Raw genomic sequence first — 15,834 nt, forward strand, 5'->3', positions numbered from 1 at the left:
GAATGTTCTATCTGCTCTATCTCTACTACGCCGATGTCGCGGACCAGTATCCGCTGCTGAACCTGGTCCAGTACCAGACCGTGCGCGTGGCGCTGGCGCTGGCCACGGCCATGATCGTCGCCGTCGCCATGGGCAGCCGCTTCATCAACTGGATCCGCGCCAAGCAGGGCCGGGGCCAGCCGATCCGCGACGACGGCCCCGTCAGCCACCTGTCCAAGGTCGGCACCCCCACCATGGGCGGGCTGATGATCCTGGCGGGCATCGGCGTGTCGGTCTTCCTGTGGGGCGACCTGACCAATCCCTACATCTGGATCGTGTCCGGCGTGACGGCGGCGTTCGGCGTGCTGGGCTTCATCGACGACTACGCCAAGGTGACCAAACAGACCTCGGCCGGCCTGACGTCCAAGCAGAAGCTGGCCGCCCAGACCCTGGTGGCCGTCGTCGCCGGCGTGCTGACCGTGCTGTGGATGACCCATTCGCCCACCTCGCCGGGGCTGGAGACGTCGATCGCCTTCCCCTTCTTCAAGGCGGTGCTGCTGAACATCGGCTGGTTCTATGTGGCCTTCGCCGCCTTCACCATCGTCGGCTTCTCCAATGCGGTGAACCTGACCGACGGGCTGGACGGCCTGGCGACCGTGCCGGTGATGATGGCGGCGGCCGCCTTCGGGGTGATAAGCTACCTGGCCGGCAACTTCGTCTTCTCGGAATATCTGCAGATCCACCATGTCCCCGGCTCGGGCGAGCTGGCCATCTTCTGCGCCGCCATGATCGGCGCGGGGGCGGGTTTCCTCTGGTACAACGCCCCGCCGGCCAAGATCTTCATGGGCGACACCGGCTCGCTGGCCCTGGGCGGCGCGCTGGGCGCGATCGCCGTCACCACCAAGCACGAGCTGGTGCTGGGCATCGTCGGCGGCCTGTTCGTGATGGAGGCCGCCTCGGTCATGATCCAGGTCGGCTATTACAAGCTGACCAAGAAGCGCATCTTCCTGATGGCGCCGATCCACCACCATTTCGAGAAGATGGGCTGGCCGGAATCGACCGTCGTCATCCGCTTCTGGATCATCGCCGGCGCCCTGGCCCTGGTCGGCCTGTCGACGCTGAAGCTGCGCTGACGCCATGATCCCCGTTCCCGGCTATGAGGGCAGGCGGGTCGCGGTCTTCGGCCTGGGACGGTCGGGGATCACGGCCGCGCGCGCCCTCCAGGCCGGGGGCGCCATCCCCATCCTGTGGGACGACGGCGTCTCGGGCCGGATGCAGGCCCAGGCCGAAGGCTTCGCCGTCGAGGACCTGACCGTCGCCGACTGGTCCGGCTTCGACACCCTGGTCCTGTCCCCCGGCGCGCCCCTGACCCATCCGAAGCCGCACTGGACCGTCGAGCGGGCGCGCGACGCCGGCGCGCCCGTCATCGGCGACATCGAACTGTTCGCCCGCGCCGTCGCCGCCCTGCCGCAGGACGCCCGCCCCAGGGTCGTGGCCGTCACCGGCACCAACGGCAAGTCCACCACCACCGCCCTGATCGGCTGGGTGCTGAAACAGGCCGGCCTGACCGTCCATGTCGGCGGCAACATCGGCATCGGCGTCCTGGCCCTGCCGGCCCCCGCGGCCGGCGCCGTCTATGTCATCGAGGTGTCCAGCTACCAGCTGGACCTGACCACCACCTTCGCCCCCGACGTCGCCATCCTGACCAACATCAGCCCGGACCATCTGGACCGGCACGGCGGCATGGACGGCTATGTCGCCGCCAAGAAGCGGATCTTCCAGGCGCAGCGACCGGACGCGACGGCGCTGGTGGGCGTGGACGAGCGCTGGGGGCGGGAGATCGCGGCCGATCTGCGCGGGGCCGGCCGTTCTGCGGTCCAGGTCCGCACCGCATCTTCTTCCACCCTCGCGGGGGAAGGCGTCGTGCGGGCCGCTCCCGGCCGTATCGAAATCGATGAAGGCGCGGCCATCGACCTCACCGCCGCGCGCTCGCTCCCCGGCCGCCACAACGCCCAGAACGCCGCCTTCGCCTACGCCACGGCCCGCGCGCTGGGCGTGTCGCACGACGTCGCCGTTCAGGGCCTGCTGAGCTTCCCCGGCCTGGCCCACCGCATGGAGGCGATCGGCCGCATCGGTCCGGTCCGCTTCATCAACGACTCCAAGGCCACCAACGCCGACGCCGCGCGCCAGGCCCTGTCCAGCTATCCGTCCGTCTTCTGGATCGCCGGCGGCCGGGCCAAGGACGGCGGCATCGACGACCTGGCGGACCTCTTCCCGCGCATCGCCAAGGCCTATCTGATCGGCGAGGCGGCCGAAGCCTTCGCCGTCGCTCTGGGCGAAACCCCCCACGTCGTCTCGACCACGATGGAGGCCGCCGTCGCCGCCGCCGCGCGCGACGCCGCCTCGGCCGGCGGCGATCAGATCGTCCTGCTGTCGCCCGCCTGCGCCAGCTTCGACCAGTATCCCGACTTCGAGGCGCGCGGAGAAGCCTTCCGCGCCGCCGCCCTCAACCTCGGCGCCGCGCCGGAGACCGCATCATGAGCGCGTCCTACGTTCCCGCCTTCTCGCGCAATGACCAGAGCCTGGTCGCCCGCTGGTTCTGGACCGTGGATCGCGGCCTGCTGGGCGCGGCGCTGGCGCTGATGGCGCTGGGCGTGGCGCTCAGCTTCGCCTCCAGCCCGGCGGCGATCCTGGCGGACGAGTCGATCACCGACCCCTTCCACTATTCCTGGCGCATGATGGTCTTCGCCGGGGCCGGCCTGGTCGCCATGCTGACCTCCTCGCTGATGTCGCCGCGCGGCGTGCGCCGGATCGCCTTCCTGGCGCTGCTGGGCGCGATCGTCGTCATGATGGCCCTGCCGTTCATCGGCGACACGGTGAAGGGGGCCGCCCGCTGGGTGAACCTGGGGCCGTTCAGCCTTCAGCCGTCCGAGTTCGCCAAGCCCGGCCTGATCGTCTTCGCCGCCTGGATGTTCGCCGAGGCGCAGAAGGGCCAGGGCGTGCCCGGCGTCACCATCGCCTTCGGCTTCTACGCCCTAACGGTCTGCCTGCTGCTGATCCAGCCCGACATCGGCCAGACCCTGCTGATCACCACCACCTTCATGGCCGTCTTCTTCATGGCCGGGGTGCCGTTCAAGTGGATGGCGGTCCTGGCCAGTCTGGGCATGGCGGGGCTGGTCTCGCTGTATTTCGTCTTCGGCCACATGCGCGACCGTCTCAGCCGCTTCTTCTCGCCCGACAGCACCGACACCCACCAGATCGACGCGGCGTCCGAGGCCATCCGCGCCGGCGGCCTGGTCGGGCGCGGCATCGGCGAGGGGGTGATGAAGCGTCACGTCCCCGACCTGCACACCGACTTCATCTATTCCGTCGGCGCCGAGGAGTTCGGCCTGGTGCTCAGCCTGGCGATGATCGGCCTCTACGCCTTCATCGTCATCCGGGGCATGCGCCGCGCGATGAAGCTGACCGACTCGTTCGAGCAGACGGCGGCGGCCGGCCTGTTCATGCTGATCGGGCTTCAGGCCTGCATCAATGTGGCGGTGAACCTGAACCTGATCCCGACCAAGGGCATGACCCTGCCGTTCATCAGCTACGGCGGCTCGTCCATGCTGGCGATGGGCCTGACCATGGGTTTCGCCCTGGCCCTGACCCGTCGCCGCCCCGGCGCCTATGAGCCGGGCGCCACCCTGCCGGGGCCCCGACGGCGGCTGCTGTGATCCAGCGGAGAGTGCAATCCTTTTTCCGCGCCGGAACACCCGTGAGATCAGCGCCTTAACGGCGAACCGAAACGATCTTCCTATCACGCTCCGAAACCGTGCGATCATCGCCCGACCCGCCCCCGACACCCTGGGTGATTGAGGGAGGGCGAAGGGCTGGATTTCACACCTTTCACACCATTCAGACTCTCTTTTTTCGGCGCCCTCGCCCGGATTTCAGACGATTCACACTATTCAGACGGTGTTTTTTCCGGAGACCTCCATGTCCAAGCTCTGCGTCGTCGCCGCCGGCGGCACCGGCGGCCACATGTTCCCGGCCGAGGCCCTGGCGCGCGAGCTGGCGGCGCGCGGCTGGCGCGTGGTGCTGGCCACCGACCATCGCGGCGAACAGTACGCCCACGCCTTCCCGGCCGAGGAACGCCTGGCGCTGGACGCCGCGACCGGCTCCGGCCCGCTGGGTCTGGTCAAGGCGGGCCTGGCCATCTTTCGCGGCGTGATGCAGGCGCGCGCCGCCTTCGACCGGCTGGGGGCGGACGTCGTGGTCGGCTTCGGCGGCTATCCGTCCGCCCCGGCGCTGGTGGCGGCGGTCGTCTCGGGCCGTCCGACCGTGATCCATGAGCAGAACGCCGTGCTGGGCCGCACCAACCGCACTCTGGCGCCGCACGTGAAACAGGTGGCCTCGTCCTTCCCGACGCTGGAGCGCGCGCCGGCGGCGGTTCAGGGTCGCGCCCATGTCGTCGGCTCGCCCGTCCGCGCCGACATCCGCGCCCTGTTCGACCGCGCCTATGTCGCGCCGGTCGAGGGCGGCCCGATCCACGTCCTGATCACGGGCGGCAGCCAGGGCGCCCGCCTGCTGTCCGAGACCGCGCCGCGCGCGCTGGCCGCCCTGCCCGAGGCGATCCGCCGCCGTCTGAAGGTGCAGCAGCAGTCGCGGCCCGAGACGCTGGAGGCCGCCCGCCAGGTCTATCTGGACGCGGGCGTCAAGGCCGAGGTCGCCCCCTTCTTCCGCGACATGGCCGACCGGCTGTCGCGGGCGCATCTGGTCGTTGGCCGCTCCGGCGCCTCGACCTGCGCCGAACTGGCCGTCGCCGCCGTGCCGTCGATCCTGATCCCGCTCAAGATCGCAACCGACGACCACCAGCGCCTGAACGCCAAGGCCCTGGTCGACGCCGGCGCCGCCGAGGTGATCCTGGAAGACGCGCTGACCGTCGACCGCCTGACCGCCGCGCTGGAAGGCGCCCTGTCCGACCCCGCGCGCCTTTCGGCCATGTCCGCCGCCGCCCGCTCCGTCGCCATCCCCGACGCCGCCCAGCGCCTGGCCGATCTGGTGGAGGCCACCGCGGGGCGCGCCTCGACTCTCCCTCCCCCCGCAGGGCAGGGTGGCTGAGAGAAGTCCCGTCGGCCCTTCGCCGGTCGGCGGGCGCGTCCCCGCCGGGCCGCCCCGACCCGTAAGGGAGAGAATGACAACCGCCCCGCCCGTGATGCGTTAGGAGACGATGCCTCCCGAAATAACCAACCTCACCCGCGAGATCGTCGCGCTGTGGCGCCGTTTCGACTGGCTGCCGGAATGGGCCGTCGTCGCCCTGGTGCTGCTGGTCTTCGTCGGCGGCGGCTGGCTGACGCACAAGGTCGCCTTCGCGGTCCTGCGCCGTCTGGTGAAGAACAGGGACGTCTTCTGGCGCGGCGTGGTCGAGCGGGCGCGCACCAAGCTGCGGGTCCTGATCATCATCATCGGCGTCGGCATCGGCGTCACCGTCTCGCCCATGGATCCGGCGCCGTCCGAGGACATCCGCGACGTCCTGGTCTTCCTGTTCGTCCTGGCGCTCGGCTGGCTGGCGTCCGGCGTGCTGGACATGTGGACGGTGATGCACCTGAAGCGGTTCAACATCGCCACCGAGGACAACCTCGTCGCCCGCAAGCATCTGACCCAGACCCGCATCCTGCAGCGGGTCGCCAAGGTGGTGCTGGTCATCGTCACCGTGGGCCTGGCCCTGATGACCATCTCGGGCTTCCGCCAGTGGGGCGTCAGCCTGCTGGCCTCGGCCGGCGTGGTCGGGATCATCGCCGGTCTGGCGCTGCAGCCGATCCTGACCAACATGGTCGCCGGCATCCAGATCGCCCTGACCCAGCCCATCCGCATCGACGACGCCGTCATCGTGGAGGGCGAGTGGGGCAACGTCGAGGAGATCACCTCGACCTATGTCGTGGTCAAGATCTGGGACTGGCGGCGCATGGTCCTGCCGCTGTCCTACTTCATCACCACGCCCTTCCAGAACTGGACGCGCGAAAACGCCCGCCTGATCGGCTCGGCCTTCTTCTACGTCGACTATGAGGCGCCGATCGACCGGCTGCGGGCGGCGTTTGAGGACATCGTCCGGGCGTCCAGCCACTGGGACGGCGATGTTCAGGTCATGCAGGTGACCGACATCACCGAACGGGTGCTTCAGGTCCGCTGCCTGGCCAGCGCCCGCAACGCCGGCGTCGCCTTCGACCTGCGCTGCGAGATTCGCGAGAAGCTGATGGCCTTCATGCGCGACCATTGCCGCGAGGCCCTGCCGAAGGACCGGATCGAATGGCCGCAGGGCGAGGCGGCGCCTAATCTCCCTCCCCGGGACGGGGAGGGTGGCCGCGCAGCGGCCGGGTGGGGGCGGCCGTCGTCAGTTCCCGAAGAATGAAGTCCATCACTTCCGGCAGACGGTCACGAACCTCCGAAGCGGGGATTCTGAGGGTCTTCAAACCCGCGCGGGCGAGGGAGGCGTCCCGGGCTGCGTCCCAGTCCCCGCGCCCCTCATGTGATCCGCCGTCCACCTCCACCACAAGCCCCCTCGAGAGACAGGCGAAGTCGAGATAGTAGCCATGAAGAGGATGCTGGCGCCGAAAGTGGAATCCTTGGGCGCGGAGACCGCGGAGCGCCAGCCACAGTCGGGCTTCCGGCGGGCTCATGGCCTTCCGCATGGCTCTGGCCTTGGCGATCCTGGCCATTCTGGGCCGCCCCCACCCGGTCTCGCTTTGCTCGACCACCCTCCCCTGAAGGGGAGGGAGAGGCAAGAGTCAGTCCGCCAGCGCCGCCTGGCCCCGCCTGACGGCCTGGTCCAGCGCCAGGGCGTTCGCCGGCCGCGTCTCGCCGCAGGCCACGGCCAGCAGCTCGGCCGCATCCCCGCCCGGCGCGGCGGGGTAGGGCGGGGCGGGATCGGGCGTCGCGGGCCCCTCGACCCCGTCGGCGCGCAGGGAGGCGAAGTCCAGCCGATCCGCCGTCCGCGTCCGGCAATCGAAGGCCCAGCGGGACCAGCCGCCGACGTAGAAGACCTCGCCGACGCGGAAGCCCTGCTCGGCCACCTGCAGGCTCCGCATCCGCGCGACGTCCCCCTCGCGTTCGATGGAGCCCGCATCCGCGAACTGCGCGAACCGCCCCACGCCCGTCTCCACCAGTTGGGGATCGGCCAGGGCCAACAGCAGGGCGATCATGCGACCAAGGTCTCGGCCTGGTGCAGGTCCACCGACACCAGCTGGCTCATGCCGCGCTCGGGCATGGTGACGCCGTACAGGCGGTCCATCCGGCTCATGGTCACCGGGTTGTGGGTGATGACGATGAAGCGGGTGTCGGTGCGGCTGCGCATCTCGTGCAGCATCCGGCAGAAGCGGTCCACATTGGCGTCGTCCAGCGGCGCGTCCACCTCGTCCAGCACGCAGACGGGGGCGGGGTTGGCCAGGAAGACGCCGAAGATCAGGGCGGCCGCCGTCAGGGCCTGCTCGCCGCCCGACATCAGGCTCATGACCGACAGCCGCTTGCCGGGCGGGCAGGCGTATATCTCCAGCCCCGCCTCCAGCGGATCGTCGCTCTCGACCAGCTTCAGCTCGGCCTGGCCGCCGCCGAACAGGGCCTCAAACAGGGCCTTGAAGTTGGCGTTGATGACGTCGAACGCGGCCACCAGCCGCTCCCGGCCCTCGGCGTTCAGCTCGTCGATGCCGTCGCGCAGCTTGGCGATCGCCTGGGTCAGGTCGATGCGCTCGGACTTCATGCTCTGCAGCCGGTCGCCGTACTCGACCGCCTCGTCTTCGGCGCGCAGGTTGACGGCCCCCAGGGCCTCGCGTTCGCGCTCCAGGCCGAACAGCAGGCTCTCGGCGCCGGCGGCGTCGGGCGGACGGGCGATGGCGTCGTCGGTCAGCTTCCGGCCCAGCTCTTCCGGCGACATCTGGGCGGTGTCGCGGACCGTGGCCTCGGCCTCGGCCAGCTTCTCGGCGGCGGCTTCGGCGCGGGCGGCCAGGCCTGCGCGGGCCTCGCGAGCCTGCGACGCTGCGGTTTCGGCGGCGCGGGAGGCGCGGTCGGCCTCGGTCGCAGCCGTTTCGGCGACGGCCATGGCGTCCGACGCCGCCTGCTTGCGTTGTTCCGCGGCGGTCAGCGTATCCAGAAGCTTGCCGCGCTGCTCGGCGAACCCCTGGGGCGCCACCTCGGCCTGCTTCAGCAGGGCGGCGGTCCGTTCGGCGTCCTTGTCCAAGGCGGCGATGCGGGCGGCGCTGTCCTTTGACCGGACCACCCAGCCGTCGCGGGCGCGCGTCAGGCTGCCCAGCCGCTGCTCGCGACCCTGGCGATCGCGGGCCTCGGCGTCGCGGTCCGAGCGGGCGGTCTGAGCGGAAACGCGGGCCGTCTCGGCGGCGGCGCGGGCGGCTGTCAGTTCGTCGCGCAGACCGGCCGAGGTCTCGGACGGCGCCTCGGTGGTCTGTGCGGCGTCCAGCGCGGCCTGGGCCTCGGCGACTTCGGCCGCGAGCCGCGCCACGGTGTCGTCCAGGGCCTGGGCGCGGGCCTCGCGCCGGGCCTGGTCGCGGGCCAGGGTCTCGACGCGGTCGCGGGCGGCGGCGACGGCCTTGTCGGCGGCGAAGGGCTTGAGGCGGGCGGTCTTCACCGCCTCTTCGGCCGTGCGGAAGGCGTCGGTGGCGGATTTCTGCGCGGCCTGCGCCTGCTCCAGCGCCGGCTTGCCCTTGTCGATCTCGGCCTCCAGCTCGGCCAGCCGGGTGCGTTGGGCCAGGCGGACGGCGGCGGGGCGGGGCGCCTCGGCGCGGCTGACGAAGCCGTCCCAGCGATACAGGTCGCCCTCGACCGTCACCAGGCGCGCGCCGGTCGGCAGAGCCTTCGCCAGCGTCGCCGCCTGGCCGCCAGGCGCGACGCCGCACAGCGCCAGACGGGCGCTCAGCTGATCCGGCCCCTGCACATGAGCCGACAGCGGCGCGACCCCAGCGGGCCAGACGGGCGTCGGCGCATCCGCCCCGCCCCAGTAGGCGGCGGCCTTCGGATCCAGCGCGGCGTCCAGATCGTCGCCCAGGGCGGCGGCAAGGGCGGCCTCATAGCCCTTGTCGGCGCGAACCTGGTCCAGCGCCGGCGGATGGTCCCGTTTGTCGGTGACCAGCAACTGGGCCAGGCCGCGCGCTTCGGTCTGAAGACGGCCCAGCCGATCCTCGGCGGCGCGTGCGGCGGTGCGGGCCTCCTGTTCGGCGCGGGCCAGGTCGCCGCGCCGGGCCTCGGCGGCCTCGACGGCTTCGCGGGCGACGGCGAGGTCGCTCTGGGCCGCCTCCAGCGCCAGGCGGGCGGTCTCCAGCTCGGGCGTCTCCAGCGGGCCTAGGGCCTCGCGCTCCCGCTTCGCCTGGTCGAACTGGCCGGTGACGCGCGACAGCCGGGCCTCGGCGTCGCGCTTTCTGGCCGTCTCGGCGTTGGCGCGGGCTTCGACGGCGGCGAGCGTTCCGGCCAGGCGTTCGACCTCGGCGTCGGCGGCCTTGCGGGCGTCCTCGGCGTCGGCCAGGGCCTTGTCGAGTTCGGGGCCGCGCTCGGGCGCGGCGGCGATCTCGGCCTTCAGCCGTTCCAGCTCATGGTCGAGGCGCTCCAACTCGCGCCGGGCGTCGGCGGCCATGCGCGCCTCGCGTTCAGCGTCGGCGGCGATGCGGGCGGCCTCGGCCTTCAGGCGTTCGACCTCGGCGCGGGCGGCCTGTTCGGCCATGTCCAGCCGGTCGCGCTCCAGGCTGGCGCGATGCAACAGGGCCGAGGCGACGGCGTCCTCTTCACGCGCGGGCTTCAACGCCTCCTGCGCGGCCAGGGCGGCGGTATGGGCGGCGGCGGCGGCGGTCGTCGTCTCGGCCACGGCGCGGTCGGCGTCGCGCAAATCGCCGGCGGCGGCTTCGGCGGCCAGCCGGGCGTCGTTCCAGCGGACATAGAGCAGGGCGGCCTGCAGGGCGCGGATCTCGGCGGAGATCTTCTTGTACTTTTCAGCCTGGCGGGCCTCGCGCTTCAGCCGGTTCAGCGCCGTCTCCAGCTCGCGGCCGATGTCGTCCAGCCGCTCCAGGTTCGTCTCGGCGGCCTTGAGGCGCAGCTCGGCTTCATGGCGGCGGGTGTGCAGGCCGGCCACGCCGCCCGCCTCTTCCAGGATGCGGCGGCGGTTCTGCGGCTTGGCGGCGATCAGTTCGCTGATCTGCCCCTGGCGGACCAGGGCGGGGGAGTTGGCGCCGGTCGAGGCGTCGGCGAACAGAAGCTGGACATCGCGCGCGCGGACCTCCTTGCCGTTGATCCGGTAGGTCGAGCCCTGGCCCCGGTCGATGCGGCGCGACACCTCCAGCACGGGGCTGTCGGTGAACGGCTGGGGCGCGCGCCGTTGCGCGTTGTCGATCGTCAGTTGGACTTCGGCGTGGCTGCGCGGCGGGCGTCCGGCGGCGCCGGCGAAAATGACGTCGTCCATGCCCTGGCCGCGCATGGCCTTGGCCGAGTTCGCGCCCATGACCCAGCGCAGGCTTTCCAGCACGTTCGACTTGCCGCAACCGTTCGGCCCGACGACGCCGGTCAGGCCAGGCTCGATATGCACCTCCGCCGCGTCGACGAAGGACTTGAAGCCGACGAGCCGGAGGCGCTGGAACTGCATGGCCTCAGGGGGTCACGGCAGCAGCGGCTCGATCGCCGCCGCCAGGCCGTCCAGCGACGTGTCCTCGACCCGCTTGCCGTTGACGAAGAAGCTGGGCGTGCCGGTCACGCCGGCCGCCTGGGCGTCGGCGATCTGGGCCTCCAGCGCGGCCTGGGTGGCCGGGTCCTCCACGCAGGCGCCCACCTCTTCGGCCGAGCGACCGCCGACCTCGATGGCGTTCAGGAACCAGCCGGCCGGATAGCGCATCAGCCGGGCGGCTTCCTGCTGGGCCATCAGCAGTTCGATCGCCGCGAAGGCCTTGTCCGGCGCCACGCAGCGCGCGACCCTGGCGGCCAGGCTGGCGACCGGCCCGGGGTTGGTCGGCAGGTCGCGATAGACGAAACGGACCTGGCCGCTGTCGATGAAGCGGGTCTTGAACTCGGGCAGGACCGTATTGGCCCAGTCCGCGCAGTGCGGGCAGGTGAACGAGGAATATTCGATCACCGTCACCGGGGCGTCCGCCGATCCCAGCGTCCGGTCGGCGGCCGTGACCGCCGCCGGTTCGGCCGCCCAGGCCGAGGTCGTGGCGAGCGCCGGCGCGGTCAGCAGGGCCAGCCCCATCAACGCCAGACTGGTCAGCGGACGGCGGATCATGCCGGGCTTCACTTGGCCAGTTCGGCGTCGATGGCGGTCGACAGGTCCGCCAGGCTTGCGCCTTCGCCGCCCGGAGTGATGACCTGGGTTCCGTTGACGTAGAAGGCCGGGGTGCCGGTCACGCCCTGGGCGCGGGCGGCCTGGATGCGCTGGTCCATGGCGGCGATGGCGTCCCGATCGGTGATGCACTGGTTGAACTGCTCTTCCGACAGACCGGCGGCCTGGGCCGTGCGCAGCAGCCAGTCGCGCGGCGAGCTCGTCACCATCTCCTGCTGGGTGGCCATCAGCTGGTGGACCACGTCGAAATACTTGTCCTCGCCGGCGCAGCGGGCGACCAGGAAGCCGGCGGTGGCGGCGTCGACCGGCGGGGTCGGCAGTTCGCGGAAGACGTAGCGGACCTTGTTGGTGTCGACATACTTGGCCTTGAAGCCCGGCCAGGTGTTCTTCTGCCACAGGGCGCAGTGCGGACAGGTGACCGAGGCGTATTCCACCACGGTGACCTTGGCGCCTTCGGGCGCGCCCATGCCGATGTCGCCCTCGGCGGCGCCGCCGGCGTTGCCGCCGCTGCAGGCGGCCAGGGCCATGGTCGCCAGGGCGGCGCCCGTGATGGCGGCGCGGCGGCTCATGCGGGCGAAGCGGGATTCAGTCGGGGCCATGGGACGTCCTTGGTCGGATGTGTGCCGGATGATCGCGCGATTCCCCCGGAACAGCGCAACCCGAGACTTGTCGAGAACAGGTGCGGCGAAGTTTTGTCAATCTTGACCGTTCGGCCGCGACATCGCCGCACGGCCCAGCCGGGCCAGGGCGGCCTTCAATTCGTCGCGCGCATCGGCGATGGAGGCGGCCAGTTCGGCCTCGGCTGCGGCGGGCAGGGGCGGGGGCTTTCGCACCGTCTTCGGGCGCTGGGCGGGTTCTGCCAGCGGCTTGACCGGGCCCTGGGCGATACGCAGCCGGCCCACCGCGTCCTGGCCCAGGAACAGGTTGACGCGGGACAGGATTTCTTCGGACTGATGCTGGACCAGCAGGGCCGCGGCCCCGGCGACGCGCAACTCCAGCACGCCGGGTTGGTCGCCCTTGCCCTTGGTCAGCTTCTGAGGGCGGGTGACGCGCGCCAGGCGATCGCCCACGATCTCGCGCCAGCGCGGTTCCAGGGCGCCCGCGCCGCGGCCGAACTGCGCGTCCAGCTTCTTGATCAGAGGCGTCAGCGCCTTGCCCGCGCGGGGCGCCGGGCGCGGCGCCGGGCGGGTGCGACGGCGCGAAAGGATCTCGCGGACCTCGGCGTCGGTGGGCAGGGTGCGGCGCATGAGGCTATATACCCCGGCCGATGCCCCCAGTCTCTCCTGACGTCTCCGTCGTTCGATCCGACCTGCTCGCCTGGTACGACGCCAACGCGCGCCGCCTGGCCTGGCGCGCCCCGCCGGGGGCGGCGCGGACCGAGCCCTATCGCGTCTGGCTGTCGGAGGTGATGCTGCAGCAGACGACGACGCCGCACGCGACGCCGTACTTCCTGAACTTCACCGCGCGCTGGCCGACGGTGTCGGACCTGGCGGCGGCCGAGGACGGCGAGGTGATGGCCGCCTGGGCCGGGCTGGGCTACTACGCCCGGGCGCGAAACCTGCTGGCCTGCGCGCGTGCGGTGGCGGGCGAGCATGGCGGGATCTTCCCAGACACCGAAGCGGCGTTGCTGGCCCTGCCGGGGGTCGGCGCCTATACCGCGGCGGCCGTGGCCGCCATCGCCTTTGACCGTGCGGCCAATGTGGTGGACGGCAATGTCGAGCGCGTCATGGCGCGGCTGTTTGCGGTCGAGACGCCGGTTCCGGCGGCGCGACCGGAGTTGAAACGACTGGCCGCGCAGTTCGTCACGGACGAGCGGCCGGGCGACTGGGCGCAGGCGCTGATGGACCTGGGCGCGACGGTGTGCCGGCCGAAGTCGCCGCTGTGCGGATCCTGCCCTGTCTCGGGCCAATGTCTCGGGCTGGCGAGCGGGGCGCCGGATCGCTATCCGGTCAAGGCGAAGAAGGCGGCGCGGCCGCATCGCCTGGGCGTGGTTTACGTCATCTTCGATGCGCAGGGACGCGTGGCGCTGGAGCGTCGGCCGGACAAGGGCCTGCTAGGCGGCATGATGGGGCTGCCGACAGGCGACTGGACGACCGCTTCGCCGCCCGACCGCCCTCCCGTCGCGGGCGACTGGCGCGAAGCGGGGGCGGTGGAGCATGTCTTCACCCACTTCAGCCTGACGCTTCATGTGCGCACGGCGACCATCCCCGCGGACGAGGACGCCTATCTGTGGACGCCGCTGGAACAGGCCCGTGACGCCCTGCCGACCGTCTTCGCCAAGGCGCTGGATCGCGCGGGGGCGCCCGACCTGCTCTAGCGCAGGGTCCGCACCGAGATCGCGCCGCGGCGGTTGCGCGGGATGACGACGGAGCGGCCCTCCACATGCTGGATGTTCAGATCCACGAGGGCCTCGCCGATGCGCAGGTTGGTGATCTTGAGACGGTCGACGCCGGCGGGCAGGACCGGATCGGCCATGTCGATGGTCCCGGTCCAGGCGTCGATCGACAGGCCCAGCGCCGCCTGAAGCATCTGGAAGACTGATCCCGCCGCCCACGCCTGGGGCAGGCAGGCGACCGGATAGGCGATGGGGGGCTCGCCCGGCGCGCGCGAGAAGCCGCAGAACAGCTCCGGCAGGCGCATGTGGAAATGGGCGGCGGCGGCGTAGATCTCGCTGAGGATGGCGGCGACGGCGTCGCGCTCGCCGTAGTTGGCCATGCCGGCGGCGGCCAGGGCCGTGTCATGCGGCCAGACCGAGCCGTTGTGATAGCTCATCGGATTGTAGCGCGCCTGGCCCATCTCCAGGGTGCGGATGCCCCAGCCGGTGCGGAACTCGGCCGACAGCAGGCGCCTGGTCACGCGGCGGGCGCGCTCCACCGACGGCAGGCCGGTGAACAGCAGATGGCCGGCGTTGGACGCGATGGCGCGACACTGGTTCCCGTCGCCGTCCAGCGCCACGGCGTAGAAGCCCTGATCCTCCATCCAGTAGCGTTCCTCGACCAGTCCCCGGACCTGCTCGGCGCGCATGGCCCATTCGGGCGCGCGGTCGTCGTGCAGTCGGCGGCCCAGATCGGCCAGGGCGCGCCAGGCGGCGAACGCATAGCCCTGGACCTCCAGCAGGGCGATCGGCCCCTTGGGAAAGCGGCCGTCGGCGTGGAAGATGGAGTCCTCGGAATCCTTCCAGCCCTGGTTGGACAGGCCCGTGTCGGCGCCGCGCTGATAGTCGATCAGGCCGTCGCCGTTCGAGTCGCCGTAGTCGCGCATCCAGTTCGCCGCGGCGATCAGGTTGGGCCACAGCGTGCGGATCAGGTCCAGGTCGCCGGTGCGGCTGGCGTAGGCGCCGGCCAGGGCGATGAACAGACAGGTCGTGTCGACGCCGCCGTAGTAGAGGCCGAACGGCACCTCGCGCAGCGCGCTCATCTCGCCGCCGCGCGTCTCGTGCATGATCTTGCCGGGCTGGCTGTCCTGGAAGAGCGAGGTCTCGGTCGCCTGACGTTTCGCCAGATAGGTCAGCACGCCCTTGGCCAGCGAGGGATCCAGCCAAAGCATCTGCCAGGCCGAGATGATGCCGTCGCGTCCGAACGGCGTCGAGAACCATGGCGTGCCGGCATAGGGATAGGGGCCGGTCGGCAGGTCGGTGGTCAACAGCGCCATGTCCGCGCGCGACTGGTCCAGCCAGTCGTTGAAGCGCGGGCTGCGCGGCCCGCGCACGGTCGCGCCGCGTCGACGTTTGGCCCGCATGGCCAGCCGGGCCTGAATGGCGTTCAGCCGCCAGCGGCGGAAGTCCGGCGTCTCACAGGAATCGACGCCGCATTCGATGAAGAGCTCGAGCTGACGACCCTTGGGCAGGCTGAACATGAATTCGGCGCGGGTCGGCGACAGACGCGCCGGCGGCTCGGAAAAGGACAGGCAACTGGTGCGCGTCACGTCATCCAGGCCGACATAGCGGAAGGAGACGCGGCGGCCGTCGTTCGTGGGCGTCTCGATCGTACCCCGCTTCAGACGGGGCGTGCCGCGAACCTGGAAGATGTCGGCGAAGTCGGCGCCGAAGTCGAAGGCCAGCGGCAGCAGCACGTCCTCCACGCCGTGGTTGGTCATCTGCACCCGCTCGAACATGCGGCGGTTCCACAGGAACCGGCGGCGCTCGATGTGCAGCACGCCCGCCGGCGCCGATCGCCCGCCCATGGGCGGCAGGGGACGATTGGTGGTGTGGCAGGAGAAGAAGACGTTGTCCTGGCTTACGCCCGAGGACAGGCGGGACGGTCGCAACTGGCCCACGCTCATGACCCAGCGCGACAGCACGCGGGTGTCGCCCGCGAACAGGCCGTCGGCGCCGCCCTTCATGTCGCCCCAGCCGTCCGCGACCAGGAAGGTGTCGCCTTCCTTCAGCGCCATCAGCTGCTCGAGACCCGAGGCCTCGACGCTTTCGCCGGCGGTCAGTTGCGTGGTGTAGGCGTCATCCATGCGGTCTTCCCCGTGATTTGAAGGCCGAAACCGAGCGTCCCACCGAAATGCGGCGCTGAAAGGCCGCTTGGTGATGCAAATGAAGCAGG

13 protein-coding genes are annotated in these 15,834 nt (G+C 71.1%); 6 read left to right on the top strand and 7 right to left on the bottom strand.

Translation table 11 applies throughout. The features are described 5' to 3' along the window. Positions 1-2: 2 nt before the first annotated feature. From mraY to ACE3PU_RS12915, 5 genes are all read left to right on the top strand, one after another. Positions 3-1,112 (top strand): phospho-N-acetylmuramoyl-pentapeptide-transferase, encoded by a 1,110-nt coding sequence (gene mraY / locus ACE3PU_RS12895; protein WP_374390405.1) that lies wholly within the window; start codon positions 3-5, stop codon positions 1,110-1,112. 4 nt (positions 1,113-1,116) lie between these two features. Beyond that, positions 1,117-2,520, top strand: a complete 1,404-nt coding sequence (murD, locus tag ACE3PU_RS12900) for a UDP-N-acetylmuramoyl-L-alanine--D-glutamate ligase (protein ID WP_374390407.1) — start codon at positions 1,117-1,119, stop codon at positions 2,518-2,520. Next, positions 2,517-3,695 carry a putative peptidoglycan glycosyltransferase FtsW gene (locus ACE3PU_RS12905; RefSeq protein WP_374390409.1) on the top strand — a complete coding sequence of 393 codons (1,179 nt, stop codon included), beginning with the start codon at positions 2,517-2,519 and terminating at the stop codon, positions 3,693-3,695. Before murD ends, ACE3PU_RS12905 begins: the two co-directional genes overlap by 4 nt. Positions 3,696-3,957: 262 nt before the next feature. Next, entirely contained in the window at positions 3,958-5,082 is a 1,125-nt protein-coding gene (gene murG, locus ACE3PU_RS12910; protein ID WP_374390411.1) for an undecaprenyldiphospho-muramoylpentapeptide beta-N-acetylglucosaminyltransferase, read from the top strand. 109 nt (positions 5,083-5,191) lie between these two features. Further along, on the top strand, positions 5,192-6,370 hold the full coding sequence (locus ACE3PU_RS12915) for a mechanosensitive ion channel family protein (RefSeq protein WP_374390413.1): 1,179 nt from the start codon (positions 5,192-5,194) through the stop codon (positions 6,368-6,370). Here ACE3PU_RS12915 and ACE3PU_RS12920 read toward each other — a convergent pair. The 6 genes from ACE3PU_RS12920 to ACE3PU_RS12945 all read right to left on the bottom strand — a co-directional run bounded on the left by ACE3PU_RS12920 (position 6,291) and on the right by ACE3PU_RS12945 (position 12,531). Then, positions 6,291-6,677 (bottom strand): endonuclease domain-containing protein, encoded by a 387-nt coding sequence (locus tag ACE3PU_RS12920; RefSeq protein WP_374390415.1) that lies wholly within the window; start codon positions 6,675-6,677, stop codon positions 6,291-6,293. The two genes, ACE3PU_RS12915 and ACE3PU_RS12920, sit on opposite strands and share 80 nt — an antisense overlap. A 69-nt stretch (positions 6,678-6,746) precedes the next feature. Then, positions 6,747-7,160 (bottom strand): hypothetical protein, encoded by a 414-nt coding sequence (locus ACE3PU_RS12925; protein ID WP_374390417.1) that lies wholly within the window; start codon positions 7,158-7,160, stop codon positions 6,747-6,749. Then, complete coding sequence (gene smc, locus ACE3PU_RS12930; RefSeq protein WP_374390419.1) at positions 7,157-10,594, bottom strand: chromosome segregation protein SMC; 3,438 nt, start codon at positions 10,592-10,594, stop codon at positions 7,157-7,159. The genes ACE3PU_RS12925 and smc overlap by 4 nt, the downstream gene beginning before the upstream one ends. A gap of 12 nt (positions 10,595-10,606) precedes the next feature. Beyond that, positions 10,607-11,227, bottom strand: coding sequence for a DsbA family protein (locus ACE3PU_RS12935; protein WP_374390421.1), 621 nt, complete (start codon positions 11,225-11,227; stop codon positions 10,607-10,609). Between the two features lie 8 nt (positions 11,228-11,235). Continuing rightward, the gene (locus ACE3PU_RS12940; protein ID WP_374390423.1) at positions 11,236-11,883 is read right to left on the bottom strand and encodes a DsbA family protein; all 648 of its coding nucleotides are present in this window, start codon (positions 11,881-11,883) and stop codon (positions 11,236-11,238) included. 96 nt (positions 11,884-11,979) lie between these two features. Beyond that, a complete protein-coding gene (locus ACE3PU_RS12945; protein ID WP_374390425.1) occupies positions 11,980-12,531 on the bottom strand; it encodes a DUF721 domain-containing protein in 552 nt (183 codons plus the stop codon). Positions 12,532-12,551: 20 nt separating this feature from the next. On the opposite strand from ACE3PU_RS12945, the gene mutY reads away from it, so the two are divergent. Then, entirely contained in the window at positions 12,552-13,601 is a 1,050-nt protein-coding gene (gene mutY / locus ACE3PU_RS12950) for an A/G-specific adenine glycosylase (RefSeq protein WP_374390427.1), read from the top strand. Here mutY and ACE3PU_RS12955 read toward each other — a convergent pair. After that, positions 13,598-15,745 carry a glycogen debranching N-terminal domain-containing protein gene (locus tag ACE3PU_RS12955; RefSeq protein ID WP_374390429.1) on the bottom strand — a complete coding sequence of 716 codons (2,148 nt, stop codon included), beginning with the start codon at positions 15,743-15,745 and terminating at the stop codon, positions 13,598-13,600. The two genes, mutY and ACE3PU_RS12955, sit on opposite strands and share 4 nt — an antisense overlap. Positions 15,746-15,834: the final 89 nt, after the last annotated feature.

This window comes from Brevundimonas sp., from assembly GCF_041911375.1.
Lineage (GTDB): Bacteria > Pseudomonadota > Alphaproteobacteria > Caulobacterales > Caulobacteraceae > Brevundimonas.